Origin of the sequence: Thioclava sp. 'Guangxiensis' (genome assembly GCF_045348365.1) — a bacterium.
Lineage (GTDB): Bacteria > Pseudomonadota > Alphaproteobacteria > Rhodobacterales > Rhodobacteraceae > Thioclava > Thioclava kandeliae.
Genome location: NZ_CP155822.1, coordinates 288,580 through 315,413 on the forward strand (window position 1 = coordinate 288,580; position 26,834 = coordinate 315,413).

Annotated in this window: 22 protein-coding genes; 10 read left to right on the forward strand and 12 right to left on the reverse strand. The window is 63.0% G+C overall.

All coding sequences use genetic code 11. From position 1 onward, the window contains the following. Positions 1–129: 129 nt before the first annotated feature. From ABEB22_RS01355 to ABEB22_RS01375, 5 genes are all read right to left on the reverse strand, one after another. Complete coding sequence (locus tag ABEB22_RS01355; protein WP_406870669.1) at positions 130–1,935, reverse strand: peptidoglycan D,D-transpeptidase FtsI family protein; 1,806 nt, start codon at positions 1,933–1,935, stop codon at positions 130–132. A gap of 1 nt (position 1,936) precedes the next feature. After that, positions 1,937–2,305 carry a cell division protein FtsL gene (locus ABEB22_RS01360; RefSeq protein ID WP_339112105.1) on the reverse strand — a complete coding sequence of 123 codons (369 nt, stop codon included), beginning with the start codon at positions 2,303–2,305 and terminating at the stop codon, positions 1,937–1,939. Then, a complete protein-coding gene (gene rsmH, locus ABEB22_RS01365; RefSeq protein ID WP_406870670.1) occupies positions 2,302–3,330 on the reverse strand; it encodes a 16S rRNA (cytosine(1402)-N(4))-methyltransferase RsmH in 1,029 nt (342 codons plus the stop codon). Before rsmH ends, ABEB22_RS01360 begins: the two co-directional genes overlap by 4 nt. Positions 3,331–3,333: 3 nt before the next feature. Beyond that, positions 3,334–3,846 (reverse strand): division/cell wall cluster transcriptional repressor MraZ, encoded by a 513-nt coding sequence (gene mraZ, locus ABEB22_RS01370; protein ID WP_339112103.1) that lies wholly within the window; start codon positions 3,844–3,846, stop codon positions 3,334–3,336. Positions 3,847–4,723: 877 nt separating this feature from the next. Next, on the reverse strand, positions 4,724–5,779 hold the full coding sequence (locus ABEB22_RS01375) for an Mrp/NBP35 family ATP-binding protein (RefSeq protein ID WP_339112102.1): 1,056 nt from the start codon (positions 5,777–5,779) through the stop codon (positions 4,724–4,726). Between the two features lie 273 nt (positions 5,780–6,052). Here ABEB22_RS01375 and ABEB22_RS01380 point away from each other — a divergent pair, with 273 nt between their 5' ends. Both ABEB22_RS01380 and rlmJ read left to right on the forward strand, forming a co-directional pair. After that, a complete protein-coding gene (locus ABEB22_RS01380) occupies positions 6,053–6,250 on the forward strand; it encodes a DUF1127 domain-containing protein (protein WP_339112101.1) in 198 nt (65 codons plus the stop codon). A 515-nt stretch (positions 6,251–6,765) separates the two neighbouring features. Next, entirely contained in the window at positions 6,766–7,545 is a 780-nt protein-coding gene (gene rlmJ / locus ABEB22_RS01385) for a 23S rRNA (adenine(2030)-N(6))-methyltransferase RlmJ (RefSeq protein WP_339112100.1), read from the forward strand. On the opposite strand, the gene ABEB22_RS01390 is transcribed toward rlmJ, so the two are convergent. From ABEB22_RS01390 to ftsY, 5 genes are all read right to left on the reverse strand, one after another. After that, positions 7,542–9,986: an ATP-dependent helicase gene (locus ABEB22_RS01390; RefSeq protein ID WP_406870671.1), complete on the reverse strand. Its 2,445-nt coding sequence runs from the start codon at positions 9,984–9,986 to the stop codon at positions 7,542–7,544. The two genes, rlmJ and ABEB22_RS01390, sit on opposite strands and share 4 nt — an antisense overlap. A 198-nt stretch (positions 9,987–10,184) precedes the next feature. Continuing rightward, positions 10,185–11,276 carry a GTP cyclohydrolase FolE2 gene (gene folE2, locus ABEB22_RS01395; protein ID WP_339112098.1) on the reverse strand — a complete coding sequence of 364 codons (1,092 nt, stop codon included), beginning with the start codon at positions 11,274–11,276 and terminating at the stop codon, positions 10,185–10,187. Positions 11,277–11,353: 77 nt separating this feature from the next. Beyond that, positions 11,354–12,532 carry an O-succinylhomoserine sulfhydrylase gene (gene metZ / locus ABEB22_RS01400; RefSeq protein WP_406870672.1) on the reverse strand — a complete coding sequence of 393 codons (1,179 nt, stop codon included), beginning with the start codon at positions 12,530–12,532 and terminating at the stop codon, positions 11,354–11,356. A 125-nt stretch (positions 12,533–12,657) separates the two neighbouring features. Then, entirely contained in the window at positions 12,658–13,269 is a 612-nt protein-coding gene (locus ABEB22_RS01405; protein WP_339112096.1) for an inner membrane-spanning protein YciB, read from the reverse strand. 80 nt (positions 13,270–13,349) lie between these two features. Next, a complete protein-coding gene (ftsY, locus tag ABEB22_RS01410) occupies positions 13,350–14,639 on the reverse strand; it encodes a signal recognition particle-docking protein FtsY (RefSeq protein WP_406870673.1) in 1,290 nt (429 codons plus the stop codon). Positions 14,640–14,822: 183 nt separating this feature from the next. Here ftsY and ABEB22_RS01415 point away from each other — a divergent pair, with 183 nt between their 5' ends. Together ABEB22_RS01415 and ABEB22_RS01420 are read left to right on the forward strand one after the other, a co-directional pair. Beyond that, positions 14,823–15,884, forward strand: a complete 1,062-nt coding sequence (locus tag ABEB22_RS01415; protein ID WP_406870674.1) for an alkane 1-monooxygenase — start codon at positions 14,823–14,825, stop codon at positions 15,882–15,884. An 80-nt stretch (positions 15,885–15,964) separates the two neighbouring features. Then, on the forward strand, positions 15,965–16,384 hold the full coding sequence (locus ABEB22_RS01420) for a hypothetical protein (protein WP_339112093.1): 420 nt from the start codon (positions 15,965–15,967) through the stop codon (positions 16,382–16,384). Positions 16,385–16,480: 96 nt separating this feature from the next. Here ABEB22_RS01420 and xseA read toward each other — a convergent pair whose 3' ends face one another. Then, positions 16,481–18,040, reverse strand: a complete 1,560-nt coding sequence (xseA, locus tag ABEB22_RS01425; RefSeq protein ID WP_406870675.1) for an exodeoxyribonuclease VII large subunit — start codon at positions 18,038–18,040, stop codon at positions 16,481–16,483. Positions 18,041–18,153: 113 nt separating this feature from the next. Between xseA and purD the strand changes: the two genes are divergently transcribed. Then, positions 18,154–19,416, forward strand: a complete 1,263-nt coding sequence (gene purD / locus ABEB22_RS01430; protein WP_406870676.1) for a phosphoribosylamine--glycine ligase — start codon at positions 18,154–18,156, stop codon at positions 19,414–19,416. An 85-nt stretch (positions 19,417–19,501) separates the two neighbouring features. Here the strand turns inward: purD and ABEB22_RS01435 are convergent, their stop codons facing one another. Next, positions 19,502–20,881 carry an L-serine ammonia-lyase gene (locus ABEB22_RS01435; RefSeq protein ID WP_406870677.1) on the reverse strand — a complete coding sequence of 460 codons (1,380 nt, stop codon included), beginning with the start codon at positions 20,879–20,881 and terminating at the stop codon, positions 19,502–19,504. A 202-nt stretch (positions 20,882–21,083) separates the two neighbouring features. Here ABEB22_RS01435 and ABEB22_RS01440 point away from each other — a divergent pair, with 202 nt between their 5' ends. From ABEB22_RS01440 to ABEB22_RS01460, 5 genes are all read left to right on the forward strand, one after another. Continuing rightward, on the forward strand, positions 21,084–22,076 hold the full coding sequence (locus tag ABEB22_RS01440) for a Hint domain-containing protein (protein WP_406870678.1): 993 nt from the start codon (positions 21,084–21,086) through the stop codon (positions 22,074–22,076). A gap of 106 nt (positions 22,077–22,182) precedes the next feature. Then, positions 22,183–22,968 carry a ribose-5-phosphate isomerase RpiA gene (gene rpiA, locus ABEB22_RS01445; protein WP_339112088.1) on the forward strand — a complete coding sequence of 262 codons (786 nt, stop codon included), beginning with the start codon at positions 22,183–22,185 and terminating at the stop codon, positions 22,966–22,968. 182 nt (positions 22,969–23,150) lie between these two features. Continuing rightward, positions 23,151–24,503 (forward strand): glutathione-disulfide reductase, encoded by a 1,353-nt coding sequence (gorA, locus tag ABEB22_RS01450; protein WP_406870679.1) that lies wholly within the window; start codon positions 23,151–23,153, stop codon positions 24,501–24,503. A gap of 127 nt (positions 24,504–24,630) precedes the next feature. Next, positions 24,631–25,794, forward strand: coding sequence for an FtsH protease activity modulator HflK (hflK, locus tag ABEB22_RS01455; protein ID WP_339112086.1), 1,164 nt, complete (start codon positions 24,631–24,633; stop codon positions 25,792–25,794). Then, a complete protein-coding gene (locus tag ABEB22_RS01460; protein ID WP_339112085.1) occupies positions 25,794–26,741 on the forward strand; it encodes a protease modulator HflC in 948 nt (315 codons plus the stop codon). Before hflK ends, ABEB22_RS01460 begins: the two co-directional genes overlap by 1 nt. Positions 26,742–26,834: the final 93 nt, after the last annotated feature.

Below are 26,834 nucleotides of genomic sequence, written 5' to 3' on the forward strand. Positions count from 1 at the left end.
AGAGACGCAGCCCCGAACCTCCCCCCCATTTATCGCGGGCAGGCCGAAAAGGTCAACGCATCAACCCCGCCGCAAAGGGCCAGATCGGCAAAATCCGACCACTTGTCTCACAGCAGAGCGATTGCGGGATTATTCGTCCGCGACCGTCTTGTTATTGGGATCTTTCGCGACATTGATGCCCGCAATCTCGTCGGCTGCGGCATGCGGGCGCAGGCCCAGAAGCGGCGCCACACGGCGGATCACTTCGGCAGCGACAGGCACGGCGGTCCAACCGGCGGTGCGGCGCGGGATCGAGCCGGAATTGTCCGAAGGTTCGTCCAGCGTCAGCACCAGCACATATTGCGGATCGGAAATCGGGAAGACACCGGCGAAGGTCGCGATGACCTTGTCATCATAATAGCCGCCCGTGGGTTTCACCTTATCGGCGGTGCCGGTCTTGCCGCCCACCTCATAGCCTTTGACATTGCCGTAAGAGGCCGTGCCGCGCGTCACCACGATGCGCATCAAGGCAAGCGCTTCCTTGGCGACCTGATCGCTCATCACGCGCTCGCCATGGCCCTTGTTCACCCCTGCCAGAAGCGTGGGCTCGACGCGGATACCGTGATTGGCGATGGTGGCATAGGCCGCCGCCAGATGCAGCGGGCTTGCCGCCAGACCGTGGCCATAGCCGATGGTCATGGCCGAGACATCGGTCCATTTCGGCGGCAGCTGCGGCTGGCCGGTCTCGGCCTCGATCAGCTCGACCGAGGTGGGCTTGAGGAAGCCCAGCTTGCCAAGGAACTCTTTCTGCTTTTCGGGGCCGAACATCTCGACGATATGGGCGGTGCCCACGTTCGAGCTGTGCTTGATGACGTCGATCACCGACAGATGCGCGCCGTAATTGTGGAAATCACGGATCTTGAAGCGGCCGATGCGCATGGGCGACTGGCTGTCGACGATGGTGTTGGGCGTGACCAGCCCCATCTGCAGCGCCTGCGCCACGGCAAAGATCTTGAAGGTCGAGCCAAGCTCGTAAAGCCCCTGCACCGCGCGGTTGAAGAGCGGGCTGTCGGAAGCATCGCCCGTGGTCAGCGGACGCGGGCGTTTGTTCGGGTCGAAATCGGGCAGGCTCGCCATGGCGACGATCTGGCCGGTATGGGCCTGCATCAGGATCGCGGTCGCACCCTTGGCATTCATCAGCTTCATGCCGCCATCGAGGATCTCCTCGAGCGCCGACTGGATCGTGAGATCGATCGACAGTTTCAGCGGCGCGCCATTATTGGCCGGATCACGCAGCCAGCCGTCGAATTCCTTCTCGACGCCGGCGGTGCCCACGATCTCGGCCGAATTCACGCCCTCGGCGCCAAAGCGCGAGCCGCCAAGGATATGGGCTGCCACAGCCCCGTTGGGATAAAGACGCATCTCGCGCGGACCGAACAGCAGACCCGGCTCGCCGATATCATGCACGGCCTGCATCTGCTCGGGCGAGATCTTCTTTTTGATCCAGACGAATTTACGGCTGCCGGTGAAATCCTTCATCAACCGGTCATGGTCGAGATCGGGGAAGATCTTCACCAGCTTGTCGACCGTGCCCACCGGATCCACCATCATCGGCGGCTGGGCGTAAAGTGCATGGGTCACAAGATTGGTGGCCAAGACACGGCCCTCGCGGTCCACGATATCGGCGCGCTGTGCGTGGATACCGTTATTGATCGCGGCGCGCGGCTCCTTGGGCTCGGAGGCAGCCAGCGTGCCCATCCGAACGCCTACAACGGTAAATACGGCCACAAAGGCCAGCCCCATGACCAGAAGGCGGCCCTCGGCCCGTTTGCGCGCGCGGTCACGGGTGGCCTCGGAGCGGATGCGGGTATTCTCGCGTTCGATCGCGTCGGGGTTCTCGCCACGGGTACGGGCCGGAAGGATCTTTGCCAGAGGACGAAGCGGAATACGGATCATCTTAGAGCCCTTCTTTTTGTGCCTGCCCGTTCAAAGCAAAGATATCCGGCTGTTTCTGTGCGTCCGGATCGGCCATCTCGACCGGATTGGGATAGGGAATTTCCGACACGCTCGCAAACTGGTCGGCCTGTAGCGGCAGCAGCTGGAGATCGGTGAAGTTCAGGTTCACCAGCTCGCGTAGGCGGTCAGGACGGTTGAGATAGGCCCATTCGGCCTTCAGCACGCCCAGACCCTCGTTGAGCGAGGCGATCTCGCGGTCGAGCGCACGCAACTCGTCGCGCTTGTCCTGCGTGTCGTAATTCACCCGATACGCCCAGAAAGCCAGCCCCATGACACAAAGCGCGGTTACGAGATAGATCAGCGATCTCATCGGGCTCTCCGTTTATGCGAGGCGGGCTTGGCCGCGGGGTCCAGAACGGGGGCCGGAAGGCCCAATATGGTGCGGTCAGCCGGGGTTGCGGGCGTGTCAAGACGGCGCGCGACGCGCAGTTTGGCAGACCGTGCCCGCGGGTTCTCTACCAGCTCTTCGTCATCGGGGGGAATAGCTTTCGAGGGTTTGTCGAAGCCCGGTGTCGCGGATTTGACCACCGGTGCATGGCGCGAGCCCTGCCCGCCGCCGCCCGAACGCGCCTGCAGGAAGCGCTTGATCACGCGGTCCTCGAGCGAGTGGAAACTGACCACTGCCAGTAGCCCGCCGGGTTTCAGCGCGCGCTCGGCCGCCTCCAGCCCTTCGATCAGCTGGCCGAATTCGTCATTCACCGCGATGCGCAGCGCTTGGAAGCTGCGGGTCGCGGGATGGGACTGGTTGGGCTTGGGGCGCGGCAGGGAGCGCTCGATCACCGCGACCAGCTGCTTGGTCGTCGTGAACGGCTCGATCTCGCGGGCCTTGAGGATATTGCGGGCGATCCGGCGCGAGGCGCGCTCCTCGCCATAATGATAGAGGATATCGGCCAGCTCTTCCTCACCCAGCGTATTCACCAGATCGGCCGCCGACGGGCCGTCCTGCGACATGCGCATATCGAGAGGGCCGTCCTGCATGAAGGAAAAGCCCCGCTCGGCCTGATCGATCTGCATTGAGCTGATCCCGAGATCGAGCACCACGCCATCGACCTTCCCCTCGGGGGCGATCTCGGCGGCATAGTCATCCATCTCAGAGAAAGTGCCATGCACGAGCGAGAGACGCTCGCCATACTCGCCGCGCCAGCTTTCGGCCATCTCGAACACCAGCGGGTCACGGTCCACGCCGATCACCTGCGCCGCACCTTCCGCCAGAAGCCCGCGCGAATAGCCACCCGCGCCAAAGGTGCCGTCAATCCAGATGCCCTCGACAGGGGCCACGACCTTCAGCAAAGGACGCAGGAGAACCGGAATATGCGGACGGCCCGGCGCGCTCATGGCTTAGCCTCCCAGAAGCGAGAGCGGGTCGAAATCATCGCCCATCTCGTCGATCCATTGATCCACATTCGCCTGATCGGCAGCCTCGAAGGTTTCGGGTTTCCAGATCTCGAAGGTCTCGCCCACACCGGCGAAATAGGCCTCGGTGCCGAGGTCGATCTTCTCGCGCAGAAAAGCCGGAAGGACCATGCGGCCATCCGGATCGATTTCCAGCGGTTGCGATTTGGAAAGCACCATGCGCTGCAGGATGGTGCGCTGCTTGGAGCCACGCGGGAGCGCCGCGATATCGGCAGCAAGCGCCTCGAAGGCGCTTTGCGTGTAGACCTGAAGCATTTTCTGATTGTCGGCCCCATAGACGATGACCATCCGGGGGCGATCCTGATTGGGTCGGTTAGGGTCGCCATCGGCCAGCTCTTGGCGATATGCAGCCGGGATCGACATGCGACCCTTGCTGTCCACCTTGAAGGTGTATTCGCCGATGAACATGCCCGCCAATTGCGAACCCTCTCCTGCCACGCTGGTCCGCCCTGTTCACATCGAGCCGACCGGTTTCTTGCCTGCGGTCCCTGCCTCAGGACCTTTGAATGAAAACGGCGGATTGAGCTGCTGCCACTGCCCAATCCGCCGCCCTCGTTCCCATTTGACTGGGCTGTCCGACTGCACGCGCCACCTGGGGGATGTCTGCTCGCTCGCGCGCCGGATCTCTTGCTTTCGCGTCAGGGGGTGCCTGTATGAAACTGCTCTTTTCGCCGTGAGGTCTTTTTGCCTCTATGTTCCCGCCTTTGCGATGAGTTAGGGATGCCATGGGAATTCACGGGAGGCAACCGGTTTTTAGCTAACAGTTGGTTAACGAGCATGGGTAACTCTGTGGATAAGTTAACACTCTAGGAACATTGAGAGAACGCTATAGTAAGAAATCGCGGTTTCTATAAAATCACCCACTAAATGTAGTAGGTAAAAAAATTCGACGGAATCCCATGCTCTCCCAGGATGACCTTACGGATGTCACCGGAAAGCCACGAGTCTAGCGCAAATTAACCATTAATTAACCAAGCTCACAGGAACGCGAGTCGCCGTGAACCTGCTTCTTTTCGGCAGCTTTCAAGACGCGAAAAATCAGCAAAGCATAGGCAAAATACGTCAATTTTTACGATGCTATGCCGATTCCTTAAAGATTGAGGCGGTTCTTACCCGATCCATTCCAAAGCTTAAAGACCACCCAATACTCGAATCAAAAACAGGCCTCTTATGACCCTGCCTAGAATCAGAATCGGCCGAGCAGTTACCTGCCCGGCCTCTCCCGTCTTTTCCCGTCCCGTGAATTCCCATAGGACGATCCCGTGATTTCCCGTAGTCCGCCGGAACCGGCCATTTGCGACGGGATCCGGTGCGCTCAGCCTTTCAGTCGCGCCACCTCCACAAGCTGCGCCGCAAGCTCCGCATAAGGCGCCGCCACCGCGCTCTCGCCCACGGCGACCGGAATGCCGCCATCTGCGGCCAGACGCACCTCCAGATTCAGGGGCAGGCTACCCAGAAGCGGCACCCCCATCCGCGTGGCCTCGTCCTTGACGCCACCGTGACCGAAGAGATGCTCCTCATGGCCACATTGGGGGCAGATATAGGTGGACATGTTCTCGACCATCCCGAGAACCGGCGTCTCCAGACGTTTGAACATATCGAGCGCCTTGCGCGCATCGATAAGCGCGATGTCCTGCGGTGTGGACACAATCACCGCCCCGTCGAGCTTCGTCTTCTGGCATAGCGACAACTGAATATCGCCCGTGCCCGGCGGCAGATCGATGATCAGCACATCGAGCGGGCCGTAATGGTCCCATTTCACCTGACCCAGCATCTGTTGCAGCGCGCCCATCAGCATCGGTCCGCGCCAGATCACCGCCTCATCCTCCTTCAGCATGAATCCGATCGACATCAGCGTAACCCCATGCGCCTCGAGCGGCAGGATGGTCTGGCCGTCAGGCGAGGCGGGGCGTTTGTTGACGCCCATCATGCGGGGCTGCGAGGGGCCATAGATATCGGCATCCAGCAGACCGACCTTTACCCCCTGTTTGGCCAGCGCCACGGCCAGATTGGCGGAAACAGTCGACTTGCCCACGCCGCCCTTGCCCGAGCCCACCGCAATCACATGGCGCACCCCCTCGACGGGAAGCGGGCCGGATTGCTTTTTGGGATGACCGCCGATCTGCGGTCCCTTCCCGCCAGACGGAATCACGATCGACAGACTTTCGACCCCCTCGAGCGCCTTCAACCGCGCCTCGAGCACGCCGCGGATCTGTTCGAGCGCGGGCTCGGGCGCGCCTTCCAGCACGAAGCGGACCACACCGCCCTCGACCGCCAGCGCGTGAATCAGTTTACGGTCGATAACACTGTCACCCTGAGGCAGTTTCACCTCCTCCAGCGCAGCAAGGACCGTTTCTTTGGTAAGTGACATAGGGAGCTCCCGAACTCGAATTTGGGCGACTGTGGCCATTTGGCCGCGTGGTTCAAGCCCTACACCCGTCATGATGACAGATTTTCGCCCCCCATCCCGCCCATGCGCAATGAAATATCCGCAAGAGGGCCGAAAAAGGTCAGAATGTGTTATGCACTTTTCGCATGACGGGCTTGTGAACCCTGCCATTGTGCATGAGCAGCATTTTCTCCATGTTAGCGACAACAAGAGGCGTAATCGCCACAAAGCACGAACTCATAAAGGAAGACGCACATGGCAATCGCACATGACATCCAAACCCGCCGCGGCCTAGGTCTGATCGAAGCACTCAAAGACGCTCTCGCCCGCCGCAAAGTCTATAACGAGACGCTCGCAGAACTGCGCTCGCTCTCGGTCCGCGAGCTCGACGATCTGGGCATGAGCCGCGCCACCCTGACCCGCGTCGCAGCCGAAGCTGCTTACGGTCGCTAAGACATTCGAACGTCCATAGGCTCACTCCTCCTCCCTTGAGCCTTAGGAATGGGCGGCTCTCTCTCCTCCTCCCTGAGAGCCGCCACCACTAAAGGCCCTGTCTGCCGGTTGCCGTATCCCTTTCCTCCTCCCGAGGGATACGGAACATCCAAAGCGGACGGGGCACTTGAAACACGGGAAGCCTCTTCCCAACTAGACACGGACAGCCCACTCCTCCTCCCTAGGGCTGATCGTTAGCGGTGACCTCTCTCCTCCTCCCTGAGGGCACCGCATCCCATACCGCGTCTCACTCCTCCTCCCGAGGCGCGTGTTAGGATTGGCTCTCCTCCTCCTCCCTGAGGGCCGATCCGTTTCCAAGGGTGCCCACTCCTCCTCCCGGGTGCCCTGGTCAACATGAACGGCGATGCCCATCTCCTCCCGGGCATCGCCGTTTTTGTTTTTTCACCCCTCCCCTTGCGCGTATCGCCCGATCGCGGCATCACCGACTCCAACCCGAAGCTCTCAGGGAGCCAGCCATGCTGTCCTATCAACACGCCTTCCATGCCGGAAATCTGGCCGATCTGCACAAACATGCGCTGCTTTCGGTGATGCTGGATTATCTGACCCGCAAGGACAAACCGCTGAGCTATCTGGAAACCCATGGCGGGCGCGGGCTCTATGACCTGTCGGATGCGCAGGCCCTGAAGACGGGCGAGGCCGCGCAGGGCATCCAGCGCCCCGAAGTGGCAGGCTGGTTCAAACCCGACCATCCTTATGCCCGCGCGATTGCCAAAACCCGCGAACTGCACGGGCCCGACGCCTATCCCGGATCGCCGATGATCGCCGCGACCCTCCTGCGCGAGATCGACAGCCTGCAGGTCTGCGAGCTGCATCCGCAGGAATATCAGGCGCTGTTTCCGGTGATGAAGCGCCATGCACGGCTGCACAACAAGGACGGGCTGGAGATGGCCGTGGCCATGACCCCGCCCACCCCGCGCCGCGGGATGATCATGATCGACCCGTCATGGGAGGTGAAGACCGACTATACCGCGATCCCCAAGCTGATCGACAAGCTGGTAACGCGCTGGAATGTCGGCATTATCGCGCTGTGGTATCCGGTGCTGGAAAACCGCGCGCAGGCCGGAATGGTGGCACGCCTTGTGGGACAATATCCGGAGGCGCTTTCGCACGAGGTCCGGTTTCCGCCCGCCCGTGAGGGGCATGGCATGATCGGGTCGGGGATGTTCATCCTCAACCCGCCCTTCGGGCTGGATGGCGAGGCCAAACGCCTCACCACCCTGTTCAAATCGCTCTAGAACGGCACATCATCCGCAGTATCGGCCGGCACAACGAAAGAGGCGATCAGCTTCTTGGTGCCGGCCTTGTCGAATTCGACAACCAGCTTGTCGGCCTCGGTGCCCATGACCTCGCCATAGCCGAATTTCTTGTGGAAGACACGGTCGCCCACATCGAACTCGTTCTCCACCGTTACGGCGCGCGGGCGCGAGGGCGTCTGGCTCTGCACGCCGCGGGTCTGCAACCGCTTCCAGCCCGGCGAATTATAGACATCGGCGCTTGCGGCGCGGGCATCGATCTGGCTACCCAGCGTCGATTGCCCGTAGCCGCTCCCGTAGCCACCCCCATTCAGGCCCGGCGGCGTCATCACATCCACATGTTCGGGGGGCAATTCGTCGATGAAACGCGAGGGCATCTGTGACTGCCACTGGCCGTAGACGCGACGGTTCCCCGCAAACGAAACATAGCAGACCTCCTCGGCCCGCGTGATCCCCACATAGCCAAGGCGGCGCTCTTCCTCGAGCCCCTTCATCCCCGATTCGTCCATGCTGCGCTGGCTCGGGAAGAGCCCGTCCTCCCAGCCCGGCAGGAAGACCACCGGAAACTCCAGACCCTTCGCCCCATGCAGCGTCATCAGCGTGACCTTGGCCTCGCTGTCCTTCGATTCGTTATCCATGATCAGCGCGACATGTTCGAGGAACCCCTGCAGGTTCTCGAACTGCTCCAGCGCCTTGATCAGTTCCTTGAGGTTCTCGAGCCGCCCCGGCGCCTCGGGCGTCTTGTCGTTCTGCCACATGGCGACATAGCCCGACTCCTCCAAGATCTCCTCGGCCAGACGCAGATGCGAATGGTCATTTGCGGGCGGTACCGCATCGTCGAGCACCTCGAAGAGCTCGTCATCATCCTCCGCAGGGCTGCGCGCAGTGGCAGGCGAGGCCGCCCGCACGACCGCGTTCCAGCGGTCGACATTGGCCACAAAGGCCCGCAGCTGCCCTGCCCCCTTGCCGCTGATCCCACCCTGCGCCAGCAACAATCGCGCCCCTTCCACGAGGCTCACGCCATTCTCGCGGGCCTCGATCTGGATCTTCTGCTGCGCCTTGTCCCCCAGCCCGCGCTTGGGCGTATTGATCACCCGCTCGAAAGCGAGATCATCCTCGGGGCTGATCGCGAGGCGGAAATAGGCCATCGCATCGCGAATCTCCATGCGCTCGTAAAACCGCGGCCCGCCGATCACGCGATAAGGCATGCCGATGGTCAGGAAACGGTCCTCGAAGGCGCGCATCTGATGCGAGGCCCGCACCAGAATCGCTTGGCTCTCCAGCCCGTAGGGCGCCATTCCCCGCGTGCCCCGCGACAGAGCCTCGACCTCCTCGCCAATCCAGCGCGCCTCTTCCTCACCATCCCAATGGCCGATGAGGCGCAGCTTCTCGCCCCCCTGTGCCTCGGTCCAGAGCGTCTTGCCCAGTCGCCCCTCATTGCCCGAGATCAGTTTCGACGCCGCTGCAAGGATATGCTCGGTCGAGCGGTAATTCTGTTCGAGCCGGATCACCTTGGCCCCCGCGAAATCGCGCTCGAACCGCAGGATATTGCCCACTTCGGCCCCGCGCCAGCCATAGATCGACTGGTCGTCATCGCCCACACAACAGATATTCTTGTGCCCCTGCGCCAGAAGCCGCAGCCAGAGATATTGCGCGACGTTGGTATCCTGATACTCGTCGACGAGGATATATTTGAACCAGCGTTGATAACGCTCGAGCACATCGGGATATTTCTGGAAGATTGTGACCATATGCAGAAGAAGGTCGCCAAAATCCACGGCATTGAGCGTGCGCAGCCGCTCCTGATACTGGGCATAAAGCTCGGAGCCACGGTGATCAAATGCCGCCGTCTCGCCACCCGTTACGCGATCAGGCGTCAGGGCCTTATTCTTCCAGCCGTCAATCAGCCCCGCAAGCATCCTCGCAGGCCAGCGCTTCTCGTCCATATTGGCGGCCAGGATCAATTGCTTGAGAAGCCGGATCTGGTCATCGGTATCGAGAATCGTGAAACTGGTCTTGAGCCCGACCAGTTCGGCATGACGGCGCAAGAGCTTGACACAAACCGAGTGAAACGTGCCGAGCCACGGCATCCCCTCGATCGAACCACCCAAGAGCGCGCCGATCCGGTCCTTCATCTCGCGTGCGGCCTTATTGGTAAAGGTCACGGCCAGAACTTCGTTGGGCTGGGCGCGTCCCGTGGTCATCAGATGCGCGATCCGGCAGGTGAGCGCCTTGGTCTTGCCCGTGCCCGCGCCCGCCAGCATCAGGACAGGCCCGTCCATCGTTTCAACCGCTTCGCGCTGTGCAGGGTTCAACCCGTCAAGATAGGGCTCTGGGCGCATGCCCGCCCCCGTCCGTGCCATTGCACGGGCCGAGAGGCTGACCGCGCCTTCGAATGCGTCATCTTCGTCAAATCGCGCCATATTCCGGCCCCAACCGTTCTACCATTGTTCCTGTCATAGCAAAGATGCCGGTCAACAAAAAGGGGGCTCTGCCCCCGTCGCTCGTTCCGAGCGCCTCCCCCGGGATATTTCAGGGACGCTGGAAAAGCCGTTCCCTTTCCAGCGTCTCTAAATATCCCGGAGTGAATTGAGCCGCAGGCTCAAGAGAGGCAGAGCCTCTCATCCACCGTGGATAAGTGTCGAGAACAGCTTCGGATCAAGGCTCTCGGACGCAAAGACCGGACCTTCTGTAAGGACTGCAACCGCATCATGACTATGCAGGCTTTCCTGATGGCTGGCCACAACGCGGAAATCACCGATGCGCGGATCTGCCTTGAGGCCCTCTGCCAGCACCCGCACCGCATCTTCCACGAAAATCGGATGGGCGGCGTTAAGCTCGGCGAAAGCCTGTTCGTCCTCGCGCTTGACCATTACCTGCGTTTCGGTGGGGATCTGGGCACGGGCAATATCAATCAGGTCCTCGAACCATAGCCGGTCTCCCGGGAGGGTTTCTACGGAGATCCGAGCGACCGAGCGTTGAGAATGCGGCGTGGCCAGCTGGCCGCGTTGCGAGCGGGCATGTTCGGACAGTTCCAGCGAGCAGGGGCAGGTCGAGCTATAGACGTAATCGAGATGCAGGATCTTGCGGCGCTGTCCGCTATGCTCGATAAGTTCCAAAGCAATATCGTAATATTGCCAGCCCGAGAGCCCAGAGCGCAGACTGTCGCGGCGCATCGGATAGGAGAACGCCATGGCCAGCCGCGCGTCGAAGCTCTCGAGATCGGCTTTGTAGTCATCGAGCACGCCCGCCATCACATCGAGCGAGAAATCGGTTTCGGCATGGGCATAGAAAGAGCGCATGATACGGCTCATATTGATGCCCTTTTTCTCGGCCTCGAGGCTCACCGTGCCGGTGACCGAGGTCTCGAGTTCGCGCTCGCCGCCGTCGCGGCGGCGGTAGCGGATAGGCAGGCGGAAGTTGGAAATTCCGACATGGCCGATCCGAGCCCTGGCCCCCACGATCAGCGAGGACGGGCCATTCTGCAGATCGGGCATCGTGGATTTGTAATCCTCGTCGACCGTGAAATCCTCGGGATAGCTCCGCGACAGATCGGGATAGTTCGACACTTCCCGCCCCGGCAGCAGACGTGCAATGGCCGGATCGAGTGCCGCCACCTCTTCGGGGGTCACGGAGCCTGCCCAGTCCCGTAGCTCGTTCAGGGCTGCGCGGGCGCGCTCAAGTCTGGCATCGATGCGGCGATCAACGTTCATCGGGGTGATCCTTTCCGTAGACCGCACAGATAGGGCGGCATGAACCTTCATGCCACCCTCCTAGCGACAAATGCTTATCAAACTGCGTCAAGTGCCCTGACGATATCCTTCACGAGATCGTTTCCATCCTCGATCCCGATCGAGATCCGCACCATGCCGGGGGTGATCTTGATCTCGGCGCGTTCTTCCTCGGTCAGATTCTTGTGCGTGGTGGTCGCCGGATGCGTCGCAATGGATTTCGCATCGCCCAGATTATTGGAGATCTTGACCACTTCCAGCGCGTTGAGGAACCGGAACGCGGCCTCCTTGCCGCCTTTCAGATCCAGCGCCACCATCGTGCCGCCCGATCCCATCTGCGCCATCGCCAGATCATGCTGCGGGTGGCTCGGCAGGCCCGGATAGATCGCGCGGATCAGGGCCGGATGGCCCTCGGTTGCCGCCGCGATCTTGGCTGCGCTCTCGGCCTGGGCGCGCACACGCAGATCCAGCGTCTGCATACCCGAAAGATGCAGCCATGCGTGATAGGGGCTCATCGCGGCGCCGGTATGTTTGGCATAGGTCTCGAGCGGGCCACGGATGAATTCGCGGTCGCCACAGACCACGCCGCCAAGCGCACGCCCGCCACCATCGATATGTTTGGTTGTGGAATAGACGATGTAATCAGCCCCCAGCTCGACCGCTTTCGAGAAGACGGGCGAGGCGAAGACGTTATCGACGACCAGCTTCGCACCATGGGCATGGGCGATATCCGCCACGCCCTTCACATCGATCACTTCCAGACCGGGGTTCGAGACCGACTCGAAGAAACAGATCTTGGTGTTGGGCTGCATCGCGGCCTCCCATTGGGCCAGCTGGACACCATCCACCAGCGTTACCTCCACCCCGAACCCCTGTAGGAGTTTGAGAACATAGAGGCACGACCCGAACATCTGGCGGGCGGCCACGATATGATCGCCCGATTTCACCTGACAGGAGAGCGCCGCATTCACTGCCGCCATACCGGAGGCACAGGCAAAGGCGTCCTCGGTGCCCTCGATCGCCGCGATGCGGTCCTCGAACATGCGGGTGGTCGGGTTGCCGTAGCGGGCATAGATGAACTCGTCGGGGCCCGAATGCAGGAAGCGTTCCTCGGCCACTTCCGCCGACGGATAGACAAAGCCTTGGGTCAGGAACAGAGCCTCGGCCATCTCGCCATACTGGCTGCGACGAATACCCTCGTGAACCAGTTTCGTGCGGGTGTTCCAATCCTTGGTCATCTTGTCCTCATCCTTGACGAAAAGCCGCCCTACGGCCCGATTGGCCGATGCGATACGCCTATCGCCTCACTCGGTCAAGGATTGGCTGGGATGCAGCCGGTGCAGGCGGACAAAGCAGGCGGGGCTCAGCCCTCGTCTGTCTCGTCTTCCTCGAGCGCATAGCGTTTGAGAAGCCCGCCCTGCGCCATCAGGAAGGCGAACATCAGGATCATCAGCCCGAAGGTCTTGAAATTGACCCATAGCTCCTCGGATTGCGTGCGCCAGATCACCTCGTTGAGCACGGCAAGGCCAAGGAAGAACAGCGCCAGCCGCTTGGTCAGGATTGTCCAGCCCTCGGGCTTCATCGGCAGATTGTCCGACAGCACCAGCTGCAGCCACGGCTTGCCAAGCATCAGCCCCAGCCCCAGAATACCCGCAAACAGCAGATAGATCAGCGTCACCTTCATCTTGAAAAAGCGCGGATCATTGAGCCAGACCGACAGCCCGCCAAACACGATCACCAGCACCAGCGTGGCAATCTGCATCGGGGCCAGGCGGCCCGTGAGTTTCCACAGGATCAGCGTGCAAACCGTCAGGAGCGGGATGAACAGCGCGGTCGCCAGAATGAAGCCGTGATATTCGGTGCCATGGAACATCACCGTGGCATCCTTGAACTTCATATAGACCACGAAGAACACGAGCACGGGGCCCCATTCCAAAACGGCTTTCACCACGGGGCTGATCTTGCGTTCCGACATTGTCCGTCCTGTTTCGTCTGAGGGGGCCGTGTAAGGGTATGGCGCGAATGGCGCGGGGGCGCCACTCACACTCGTGTCAGTTACTTGGGCTCGATGCCCACCAGCGCCTGCGCGAAGTCCTGCGGGTCGAAGGGGGCCAGATCATCGATCTGCTCGCCCACGCCGATTGCATGGATCGGCAGGCCGAACCGGTCGGCCAGCGCGACCAGCACACCACCTTTGGCCGTGCCGTCGAGCTTGGTCATCACCAGCCCCGACACATCGGCCAGCTTGCGGAAGGTTTCCACCTGATTGAGCGCGTTCTGCCCCGTTGTCGCATCCAGCACCAGAAGCGTGTTATGCGGCGCCGAGGGGTCCTTCTTGCGGATCACGCGGACGATCTTGGCCAGCTCCTCCATCAGATCGGCGCGGTTTTGCAAACGCCCCGCCGTATCGATCATCAGAAGATCGGCACCCTCGGCCTCGGCGCGGGTCATCGCGTCAAAGGCAAGGCTTGCGGGATCCGAGCCCTCGGGCGCGGTCAGCACCGGCACATCGGCGCGCTCGCCCCAGACCTTCAGCTGCTCGACGGCTGCGGCACGGAACGTATCGCCCGCCGCGATCACCACCGATTTGCCTGCCGCCTTGAACTGGCTCGCGAGCTTACCGATGGTCGTGGTCTTGCCCGAGCCGTTCACACCCACCACCAGCACAACCTGCGGGCGCTTGGGGAAGATCGGCATGGGCTTGGCCACGGGCTCCATGATGCGGGAGACCTCCTCGGCCAGCAGTTCCTTGATCTGGTTGACCGACAGCTTGCGCCCCATCCGCCCCTCGGCGAGATTTGCAGTCACCCGCAACGAGGTCTCGACGCCCATATCGGAGGCGATCAACAGCTCCTCGAGGCTCTCGAGGAACTCGTCATCGAGCACCCGGCGCGGGCTGTCGTCGCGAGCCCCGCCCAGCAGACGTCCGAAGAAGCCCGATTTACCCGCCTGTTGCGGGGCAGCTTGCGCCGGATCGACGGCTGCAGGCATCTGGTCGGCCAGAGGTGCGGCGGCGGATTTCGGCGTCTCGTCGGGCAGTTCCTGCGGCGCGGGAGCCGGCGCCTCCGGGGGCTGTGGGGGCAGCTCGTCAGGGACCTGCCCGAGCGGGATCTCGGAAGGCGGGAGCCCGGCGGGAGGTTTCCCGGCGGGAGGCGCGGCAACAGGGGCAGCGGAGGGGCTTTCGGAAGACGGCATCCCGGAAGCCGAGCGACCGGCCACCGCCTCGTCGATCCCGTCTTCCGGTCCCGGCAGCGCGGGCTTTTCGGCCACCAGATCCTCGATCCCTTCCTCCAGACGGGAGGAAGAACGCGTCAGACGGGATTTCAGCTTTTTGAAAAACGACATGGCTCGCCCCTATTGGCCCATACTGGCCCCTGTTAGATTACGTTCCACCTAATCAATCCCGCCCACCGATGGAAGGGCTTGGGCAGGCCAAACCGCCCCCGCCGCCCTAAAACACCGCGATTTCCGTCGATTTTGCCGCTCGGGCGGCGTATGAAGATGCCACCCTGACGAGAGACGCCGCTGATGCGCCAGACCCTGCCCTTCGTTTTCGCCACGCTTGTGCCCATGGGGCTGGTGATCGTGGCGGCCTGTCTGGGCGGCTGGTGGTGCCTGCTGGCGCTCCTAGCAACCTCGACCTTTCTCCAGCTCCTCGATCTCGCGCATCCCGCACCCCGCTCCGATGCGCCCGAGGGCACGGAATTCCCCGCAGGCAACGGGCTTCTCGTGATGATTTCCCTCGGGTATCTGGCGGCGGTCGGGCTCGCCATCGACGCGTTGCTAACCGGCTGGGGAATGCGCGCATTTCCACAGGCACTTGCCAAACTCGCGCTATTTACCGCCTGCGGTTTCACGCTGGGCCAGCTCTGTGTGCCCGCCGCCCACGAGCTGATCCACCGCCCCCGCAAAGGGCTCGTGCGGCTCGGGCAGATGATCTACATCACCCTCCTCTTCGGCCACCACGCCTCAGCCCACAGGCTCGTGCACCATATCCATGTCGCCACCCCGCTCGACCCCAATTCCGCCCCGCGCGGCTTGGGCTTCTGGCGGTTCCTGCCGCGCGCATGGATTGGCTCCTGGCAAGCGGGCTGGCAGGCCGAGAACCGCCTGCGCCAGCGCCGCGCCCTCCCCCTCTGGCGCACGCCCTATACCGCCTATCTGGCGGGGGCAGCCCTGTCGCTCGGCCTTGTGGGGGTGCTGTTCGGCCCGTGGGGGATCGCGATCTATCTGGCGCTCTGCGCCCATGCCCAGATCCAGCTTCTTCTGGCCGATTACATCCAGCATTACGGGCTGCGCCGTGTCAAGAGAGAGGGACGCTACGAGCCCGTAGGCCCGCACCATAGCTGGGATGCCTGCCCGCCGGCCTCGGCCTTCTGGATGCTCAATGCGCCACGCCACAGCGACCATCATGCCCATCCCTCCCGCCCCTATGCAGGACTTCGCATGGGAACGCTCACCGCCCAGCGCCCGATCCTGCCCCGCTCGCTGCCCAGCATGGCGGTAATCGCCCTCTTCCCAACGCTCTGGCGCAAAATCATGGACCCGCGCCTCGATGCGCTGGACAGTCGGCGGCGGGCACAGGGATAGCTTCCTCACGGCTCTGTGGGTTTCCCTTGCGCCATTGCTTTGCAAAGATAGCCCTGATTGCCCAAGCCGGAGCCAGACCAATGCGCCCCCATGCCACGCTCACCCTCGCCCTGATGGTGGCCCTCACCGGCCATATGACCCTCGCGCAGGATGCCGAGACACCACTTGATGCCGCAGGGTTCGAAGCGCGCACCACCGGCAAGACGATCACCTATTCCGCAGGTGGTCTGCCTTACGGGATCGAACAATATCTGCCAGGCCGTAAAGTGCTCTGGGCGTTCACACAAAGCGAATGCAAGACGGGCACATGGGCGCAGGAAGGCGACGAGATCTGCTTCGATTACCAGGACGAGAATGGCAAGCAATGCTGGCATTTCTTCGACACGAAGGACGGGCTGAAAGCCCAGTTCATGGGCGATGGCGGCGCGTCGGAGCCGCTGATCTCGCTACAGGAAAGTGAGACGCCACTCAATTGCCCGGGCCCCGATATCGGCGTGTGAGCCCCTCCGGCACGGGCGCCCCGATGCGGAACGCATCGCGCGGACCGGAGGGGTTCGATGCCCCGACGGGACGCGCCCCCCCCGAGAGGGGTCGCCCTAGAACAGGCTGCCCTGCTCGGGCGGATCGTCTTTCTTCACGCTTTTCTTCGGGGCCTTCCTCTCTGCGGGCTTCTCGATGGGCGTGGGTGCATCAACACCCTCCACAGCCACCGGCAGAACCCCGTCGGCAAACTCGATCTGCAACATTGCCTGATCCGCCGCCGCGGCCGCCGTTGTCACAACGCGCTCGCCCGCCCGCACAACGGCATAGCCGCGCTTGAGCGTCTCGGTATAGCCCAGCGTCTGGCGCATCCGGTCGAGCCGCTCAAGCCGCTCGCCCAGCTGCTGGGTCCGGCGCAGCTGTGCCTGTGTCATCCGCAGGCTCAGGCTGTCGAGCCGCTCGCGCGATTGCGCATTGCGCATCCGCGCCAGATCCAGATTGCGCGCCCGCGCCGCCAGCAGCCGTGCCGACAGCCCCTCCAGACGGCGCCCCTGCTCGGCCAGCCCGCGCGTCAGAAGGCCGGGCGAGAGCCGCGCCTCGATCCGGCCGAACTCGGAGCGTTTGCGCAAGGTCACCCCGCGCAGCGCCGGATCGAGCCTGTCCGCCCACCAGTCATACCGCTGGCGCACAGGGTCAAGCACTGCCTCTGGCCGCCCGAGTGAACGGGACAGGTCGCTATGGCGCTGGCGCTGGATCTCCACCCGCGCCCGCACCGCGCGGCCCATCCGCGCACCGGCATCTTGCAGCCACACGGCCAGCTCGCCGCGTACCGGCACCGCCATTTCGGCAGCGGCGGTCGGTGTCGGTGCCCGCTTGTCGGAGGCATGATCGATCAGCGTGGTATCGGTCTCGTGGCCCACTGCCGAGATCAGCGGGATACGGCTCTCATAAGCCGCGCGCACCACGATCTCCTCGTTGAACCCCCATAGATCCTCGATCGAGCCACCACCGCGCGCCACGATCAGCAGATCGGGCTGCGGGATCGGGCCATCGGGCGCCATCGCATTGAAGCCGCGGATCGCCCGCGCCACCTCGGACGCACAATTCTGCCCCTGCACGGCCACCGGCCAGATCAGCACATGGCGCGGGAAACGGTCGCGCAGCCGATGCAGGATATCGCGGATCACCGCGCCCGAGGGCGAGGTCACGACCCCGATCACCTTGGGGAGCCATGGCAGCGGCTGTTTGTGCCGCGCGTCAAACAGACCCTCGGCCGCCAGCGCCTTCTTGCGCGCCTCGAGCATCGCCATCAGCGCGCCCGCGCCGGCAGGCTCGACGGTATCGACAATCAACTGGTATTTCGACTGGCCCGGGAAGGTGGTCAGCTTACCGGTGGCAATCACCTCCATCCCCTCCTCGGGGACGACCGGCATCCGGTCCACCTGCCCCTTCCAGCTGACGGCGGCAATCACCGAGCGGTCATCCTTCAGGTCGAAATACATATGCCCCGAGCGCGGACGCGACACGCGCCCGACCTCGCCGCGCACCCGCACGCGACCGAACTCGCCCTCGATCACACGTTTGACCGCCCCCGAAATCTCGGACACGGTGTAATCATGGGCATTGCCGCCATTGGGTCCGCCGCCGGGACCCGATTCATCTTCAAAAAGATCCATACCCCTGTTTCGCCCATCCTCCCTGCCGCTTCAAGGCGTCAATGACACTTGCCCGACGCCGCCCGACCCCGTAAACGGAGCGCGATCACGAGATTGCGGCAAAGGGACGACATATGAACATTCTGGTTCTGGGAAGCGGCGGGCGCGAACATGCGCTGGCATGGGCCATCAAGCAAAACCCCAAATGCGACCGTCTGATCGTCGCACCGGGCAATGCGGGCATTGCCGCGATTGCCGAATGCGCCGCGATCGATCCGTGCAGCTCGCAGGCCGTGCTGGAGCTGTGTCAGGAACAGGCGATCGATTTCGTCGTCATCGGCCCCGAGGCCCCTCTGGCCGCCGGTGTGGCCGACGCGCTGCGCGCGGCGGGCTATCTGACCTTCGGCCCCTCGGCCGAGGCCGCCAAACTCGAGGCCTCCAAAGCCTTCACGAAGGCCGTCTGCGATGCCTGTAATGCCCCCACCGCCGCCTATGCGCGCTTTGACAATGCCGATGCCGCTCGCGCCTATGTCACCGAACAGGGCGCGCCCATCGTCATCAAGGCCGATGGTCTGGCCGCAGGCAAAGGCGTGATCGTGGCGATGACGCTCGACGAGGCGCTCGACGGCATCACCGAGATCTTCGGCGGCGCCTTTGGCGAGGCCGGCGCAGAGGTCGTGATCGAGGAATTCATGGAAGGCGAGGAAGCCTCGCTCTTCATCCTGTCGGATGGCGAGAATATCGCCGTGGTCGGCGGCGCACAGGACCACAAGCGCGTGGGCGATGGCGATACCGGCCCCAATACCGGCGGCATGGGCGCCTATTCCCCTGCCCCCGTCCTCTCGAAGGCCATCGAGGATCTGGCCATCGCACAGATCGTGAAGCCCACCGTGGCCGAGATGGCGCGCCGCGGCACCCCGTTCCAGGGCGTGCTCTATGCGGGCCTCATGATCAAGGACGGCCAGCCGCGCCTCGTGGAATATAACGTCCGCTTCGGCGATCCCGAATGTCAGGTGCTGATGATGCGTCTGGGCGCACAGGCGCTCGATCTCCTTCTGGCCTGCGCCGAAGGCCGCCTCGATCAGGTCCAGCCGCAATGGGCCGATGACCACGCGCTGACCGTGGTGCTGGCGGCAAACGGCTATCCGGGCAGCTATGTCAAAGGCACCGAAATCCGAGGCCTCGACGCTCTGCCCTCCACCTCGAGCGAGACCGTCTTCCACGCGGGCACCACCGCCAAGGATGGCGCGATTCTCGCCAGTGGCGGGCGCGTCCTCAATGTGACCGCCCGTGGCGCGACCCTGCAGGAAGCCCGCGACCGCGCCTATGCCCTGGTAGACCAGATCGACTGGCCCGAAGGCTTCTGCCGCAAGGATATCGGCTGGCGCGCCCTCTGATCCGCGCGCCCGGGGGCGCTTTGCGGCCCCGGGGCCACGCCTGAGCGGGAGGGGTCACCCTCCCCGAAGGCGGGGCCATCCCGCCTCAGCAGTTAGGCACGTTCACCGCCAAGCCGCCAAGGCTCGTCTCCTTGTAATGCTCGTGCATATCGCGCCCCGTCTGGCGCATGGTCTCGATCGCCGCATCGAGCGGCACGAAATGCGTCCCGTCCCCGCGCAACGATAGGGACGCCGCCGAGACCGCCTTGATCGCACCCAACCCGTTACGCTCGATACAAGGCACCTGCACGAGCCCGCGCACCGGATCGCAGGTCATGCCCAGATGGTGCTCGAGCGCGATCTCGGCCGCATTCTCGATCTGTTCGGGCGTGCCCCCCATTACCGCGCAAAGCCCTGCCGCCGCCATCGCCGCAGCCGAGCCGACCTCTGCCTGACAGCCGCATTCCGCCCCCGAGATCGAGGCATTGGTCTTGATCAGCCCGCCGATTGCCGCCGCCGTCAGCAAGAACTCCCCCACCCGTGTGCGGCTTGCCCCCGGCACATGATCGAGCCAGTAGCGGATCACCGCAGGCAGAACCCCCGCCGCCCCATTGGTGGGCGAGGTCACAACCTGCCCTCCGGCCGCATTCTCCTCGTTGACGGCCATCGCATAGGTCGAGATCCAGTCATTGACCACATGCGGCGCCTGCATGTTCTGGCCGCGTTCGGCCTGTAGCGCATCATGGATCGCCTTGGCGCGGCGCTTGACCTTCAGCCCCCCGGGCAGGATGCCATCGGTCTCGAGCCCGCGCTGCAGACAACCGTTCATAACCTCCCAGATCCGCGCAAGCCCTGCCTCGATCTCGGGTTTCGTGCGGAACCGCGCCTCGTTCTGCATCTTCATCTGCGCGATCCCGAGCCCCGAAGCATGGGCCATCGCCAGCATATCGCTTGCGCTGCGGAAAGCGAAAGGCACCGGAGACGGCGCATCGAGCGCGGCCTCGTCCACGGCGTCCATCGCGCGCGCGCTCATCACGAAACCGCCACCGATCGAGTAATAGGTCTCCTGCGCCAGCACATCGCCCTGACGGTCGAGCGCCTCGATCACCATCCCGTTGGCATGGCCCTTCAACGCCGGGCCGTAATCGAAGACCAGATCGGTCTCGGGATCGAAGACCAGCGGCTCCAGCCCTTCGGGGCGCAGCAAATGATCGGCGCGGTTTTGCGCCAGAACAGCCTCGGCCTGTTCGTGGTCATAGCTTTCGGGCAGGAACCCCGCGAGCCCCAGAATGGTCGCGCGGTCCGTGGCATGGCCCTTGCCGGTAAAGGCCAGCGACCCATGCAGCCTTGCGCGCAGCCCATGCGCCCTGAAATGCGAGCCCTTCAGCATGTCAAGGAACATGCCCCCCGCCACCATCGGCCCCATTGTATGCGACGAGGACGGCCCGACGCCGATCTTGAAGATATCGAACACACTCAAAAACATTCCGCGCTCCTCGAAGGTGGTGGCAGACCGGCTGCACCTGCTTGCCCCGACCATGTCACAAGCCCTCCGGCAGGTCTGTGCGAAAGCGACATTCGACGCCTCAAACGCGCGGCACCACACCGCATAAACAAGAACATTAGTCGAACATTTACCGTTATCCGGTCAAATAATCAGATAGTTCGTTTCTTGACATGATGGTGACATGCCGACTTTTGGCGCCTGGCAACTTTCCGACCTCGCGATTACGGGGCCAGATCCGTTTGCATCCAATGCAACTGCGGAAAGCGACGCCGTGGGAGCCACAAGCTTTACCATCTCGCCCTCGGCAGCAGTGCAACAGGTCCAACTCAACGATAATGACGCCAGTTTCGAAGATGCCGACAGCGGCCAGCAACTGGCCAGTGGCGCGGTCTTCGACGGGGTTTCATGGGCTGCGGGCGACAGCGTAGAGACCGAATACAGCTATATCATCCGGCCCTCCGGCTCGACCGATCCCGCCGATAACATCACCATCTATGTGCTCGAATATGAAGGCCAGGTGCATGGTATCGCCTCCTCCGAGCGGCTCTTTGCAGGCCAGAGCTACGACATCGTCGCCATCGACAGCAATGATCCGGTGGTGGCCTATTCGTCGATGGCGATCTGCTTTGCTGCCGGAAGCCTGATCGCCACCAAACAGGGGCCCATGCCGGTGGACCGGCTGCGCGAAGGCATGCGGGTGCAGACCATGGATAACGGCTACCAGCCGCTGCGCTGGTCCGGGCGCTGGCTGGTCAACGGGCGCGGCGCCAATGCGCCGGTGCGCTTTGCCACCGGTGTTCTGGGCAATAGCCGCCCGCTCCTCCTCTCGGGTCAGCATCGCGTGCTGGTCCGCCCCGAGCGCGGGCCGCTGAAGGGCGAGGAGATCCCGGTGGCCGCCCGCGCTCTTGTGGGCCAGCCCGGCATTAGCCGCGCGCCCTGTGACCGTATCCACTGGGTGCATCTTCTCTTCGAAAGCCACGAAGTGCTGTTTGCCGAGGATGCCCGCGCCGAGAGCCTGCTGCCCGGCCCTTCGGCGCTCGGCGCGGTCGGCCCCGACACCGCACGCTTCCTGCGCGAAATCCGGGACGCCGACCCCATGTCCACGCTGCCCGCCCGCCCGATCGTCCCGACAGGCAAGGCCGCGCGGATCCTGCGGCTAAAACAGACGGTCTGACCGGCGCGATCCGCGCCGATTTTATCCAAAACGCGGATGAATTGGACGTGCACGGGCGCGCAGGTCTGCTATAAGCCGCGCGAACGGATCTTTGAGGAGCAAAACCATGCCCGCCGAGCTTTCCCCTATGGATAAGGCCAAATTCGCCTCCGCCCGCCGCGCGGTGGATTTCATCGAGGACGGGATGCGTGTCGGTCTCGGCACCGGCTCGACCGCCGCATGGATGGTGCGGTGCCTGGGCGAGCGCGTGCGTGAGGAAGGGCTGAACATTATCGGCGTGCCCACCTCGACCCGCACCGCGGAACTGGCGCGTGAAGTGGGCATCAAGGTCGTCTCGCTCGAAGAGGCGAAATGGCTCGACCTCACCATCGACGGCGCCGATGAATTCGACCCCGAGCTGAACCTCATCAAGGGCGGCGGTGCGGCGCTTTTGCAGGAAAAGATCGTGGCGACCGCCTCCGACCGTATGATCGTGATCTCGGACGCCTCCAAGGAAGTCGCGCATCTGGGGGCCTTCCCGCTGCCCGTCGAGGTGACCCCCTTCGGCTGGCCGGTGACCCGCACCCTGATCGAGGAAGTGCTGAGCTCGATGGATGTGCTGGGCCGCGAGACGACCGTGCGTATGGATGGCGACACGCCGCTGATCACCGATGAAGGCAACCACATCATCGACTGCCATCTGAACAAGATCGGCAATCCGCGCCAGCTGGCGCTTGCGCTGAACCAGATTGCGGGCGTCGTGGAAAGCGGGCTCTTCATCGATATCTGCGACATGGTCATCATTGGCGATACCGAGGGCCGCGTCGAAGTGCGCGACATCAATGCGGGCACAGTGGCCCATGAGAAGATCGATTTTGCAGATGCCGAGAACATCTTCGGCGATCTGAAATAACCTGCCAGACCGCGTGAGACTTGAAGGGGGCGACAGCCCCCTTTTTCATTCCATCCCCCCTGCGCGGCCCTGCACTGGCCAAAGCGGCCAAGCTATGGTCTATATCTGCTCCAACAGACAGGACATGCGGCCGTCACGGCGGCCCAAAAGCCGCGCCGGCGCGGCCAAGTAAAGGATATCCCATGAGCGATTTCGATTTTGATCTCTTTGTCATCGGTGGCGGCTCGGGCGGCGTGCGTGCGGCGCGCATCGCGGCAGGCTATGGTGCCAAGGTCGGGCTAGCCGAGGAATACCGCATGGGCGGCACTTGCGTGATCCGCGGCTGTGTGCCGAAAAAACTGATGGTCTATGCGTCGGGCTATCCGGAGGCGGTGAAAGAGGCGCAGGCCTATGGCTGGGACGCCAAGATCGGCGCGTTTGACTGGGGCATCTTCCACGGCAAGCTAGAGGCTGAGCTGGACCGGCTCGAAGGGCTCTACCGCAAAGGGCAGGAGGGCGCGGGCGTGAGCATCCATGATTGCCGCGCAACCGTTGCCGGCCCGCATGAGGTGGCGCTGGCCGATGGGCGCTCCATCACCGCCAAGCACATCCTGATCGCCGTGGGCGGCAAGCCCTTCGTGCCCGAATTCGAGGGCCGCGAACATGTGCTGACCTCGAACGATATGTTCAAATTCAAGACCCTACCCAAGAAAATGCTGATCGTGGGCGGCGGTTATATCGCCTGCGAATTCGCGGGCATCATGAACGGGCTGGGCACCGAGGTCAGCGTGCTCAACCGCTCGCCCTTCCTGCGCGGGTTCGACGCGGAATCGCGCGATGTGATCATCGGCCAGATGGAGCGCGCGGGCATTACCATGCGCACCGGCCATGTGATCGACCGCGTGACCAAAACCGGCGAGAGCGTCACCGTGCATATCGCGGGCGAAGCCGAGGAAACCTATGATGCGGTGCTATATGCGACAGGCCGTGTGCCGCTGACCGAAGGGCTGGGCCTTGAGGCGGCTGGCGTAAAACTGGGCCAGCGTGGCGAGGTGCTGGTGGACGAGTGGTCGCAGACCAATGTGCCCTCGATCTTTGCCGTGGGCGATGTGACCGATCGCATCCAGCTGACCCCTGTGGCGATCCGCGAGGGCCATGCCTTCGCCGATACCGTTTTTGGCGCCACCCCGCGCAAGATGGACCATGATCTGGTGGCCTCGGCAGTATTTACCCAGCCCGAGTTCGGCACCTGTGGCGTGACCGAGGAAGAGGCCAAGGGCACCGGTGCCGATATCTACACCTCCAGCTTCCGGCCGATGAAGAGCCTCTTTGCCGGCAATGACGAGAAGGTCTTCCTGAAACTGATCGTCGACCAGAAGACCCAGGTCGTCACCGGTTGCCATATCGTCGGCCCCGATGCGGGCGAAATGATCCAGATGGTAGCGATCGCCATGAAAATGGGCGCGACCAAGGCGCAATTCGACGCGACCTGCGCCGTGCATCCGACTATGGCCGAAGAGCTGGTGACCATGCGCAACCCGACCCGCAGCGTTTGAGCGGCGGGTTCCGCGAAAAAACGCATGCGGGCGCCAAACTCGCATGCAGTTTTGCTGGGCTAAGGGTTGAAACAATTGGGTTCCCTTCCCAAGTCACAGCAGAGATCAAGAAAAGGTGAGGAGTCTCATGAGCAATTCAGGTCCCTGGGGAACGGGCGGCGGAGACAATGGCGACAAGCCGAACGGGTCCGACAAACGCCCCGGACAGCGCGGTCCGAACAAGGATCAAAATGTCCCCGAGATCGAGGAGTTCATGAAGAAGGGCTCTGAACATCTGCGCGTGCTGATGGGCGGACGCGGCGGCAATGGCCGTGGCACTGGCGGCCCGCGCGGCCCGAACCCCGGCCCCAGTTTCAAGGCTATCGGCGGCATCGTCGTCGCAGGAGCGGTTCTGCTGTGGGGCTGGTCCTCGCTCTATACCGTCCAGCAGGGCGAGGAAGCGGTCGAGATGACGCTGGGCAAATACTCGGCCACCAAGACCGCCGGTCTGAATTTCGCACCATGGCCGATCGTCACCCACGAAATCCTGCCCGTCGATCTGGAACAGACCGTCGATATCGGGATGGGGCGTGCAGGCTCCAACGATACCGGCCTGATGCTGACCGGCGACCAGAATATCGTCGACATCCAGTTTCAGGTCGTCTGGAACATCAATGATCCGGCGAAATACCTGTTCAACCTTGCCGATGCGCAGGAATCGATCCGCGCGGTCGCCGAATCGGCCATGCGCGACATCATCGCGCGCTCGGAACTGGCGCCCGTGCTCAACCGTGACCGTGGCGCGATCCGCTCGACGTTGGAAGGCGCGATCCAAGGCACACTCGACAGCTATAACTCGGGTATCCACATCATCCGTGTGAACTTCAACAAGGCCGACCCGCCGCAGGAGGTCATCGACAGCTTCCGGCAGGTTCAAGCCGCGCAACAGGAGCGTGACCGTCTGACCAACGAGGCCGATGCCTACGCCAACCGCGTGACCGCACAGGCGCGTGGTCAGGCCGCCCAGCTGAAGGAAGAGGCCGAGGCCTACCGTGCGCGCACGGTGAACGAGGCTGAAGGTCAGGCCGCACGCTTTACCTCGGTCTATAACGAATATGTCAATTCGCCCGACGTGACCAAACGCCGGATGTTCCTGCAGACGATGGAAGGTGTGCTGGGCGGCGTCGACAAGGTCATCATCGACGAGCCGGATGGCGGTCAGGGCGTTGTGCCCTATCTGCCCCTGCCCGACATGAAACGCGCAGCCACTTCCGATACCAGCTCCACTACGTCCAACGGGGGGTCGAACTGATGCAGAAACTCGCTCTCGCAATCCCCGCCGTCGTGATCGTCGGCGCGCTCGGGCTCAGCTCGCTCTTCGTCGTGGACGAACGCGAACAGGCACTGGTGCTGCAATTCGGTCAGGTAAAAGAGATCAAGACGACGCCGGGCCTCGGCTTCAAGATCCCCTTCGTGCAGACCGTGCGCACCTATGAGGACCGTATCCTGTCACTGACCACCCGCCCGCTGGAGGTCACACCGCTCGATGACCGCCGCCTCGTGGTGGATGCTTTTGCCCGCTGGCGCATTACCGATGTAGTGAAATTCCACACCGCTACCCGTGGCCGTGGCGAGCCTTGGGCACAGCAGCAGCTCGATAACATCATCACCGCGCAGATCCGCGAAGTGCTGGGCGGCGTGCCCTCCACCGCCGTTCTGTCCGATGACCGGATCGGGCTGATGGTGAAGATCCGCGATCAGGCCCGCGAGGAAGCCAAGGATCTCGGTGTCGAGGTGATCGACGTGCGTCTGACCCGCACCGACCTGCCCGACCAGAACCTCGAGGCGACCTATGCCCGTATGCGCGCCGAGCGTGAGCGGGAAGCGGCGGACGAGATCGCGCGTGGTAACGAGGCCGCTCAGCGGATCCGTGCCAGCGCCGACCGGACCCGCACCGAGCTGACCTCGGATGCGCAGCGTCAGGCCGAGATCGTGCGCGGTGAGGCACAGGCACAGGCCAACAAGATCTATGCCGATGCCTATTCCAAGGACCCGTCCTTCTTCGCCTTCACGCGCCAGCTTGATTTCTATGCCAAGGCGCTGAAATCCGACAGCTCGCGGATCGTGGTCAAGCCGGATAGTCTCTATTTCGACTATGACCGCTTCCTGAAATCGCTCGGGACAAGCGCGGCAACCGACGCTGGCACGACAGCCTCTGCGGGGAGCCCCCCTGCGACGGGCAGCACGCAGGCCCCGTAACACGCAGTCCCATTAGCGTTTTGGCCCAATCGCATTTTGGCCAAGTGAAAACCGGAAAGGCAGGCGATCCGCCTGCCTTTTTCCTTATCCTCT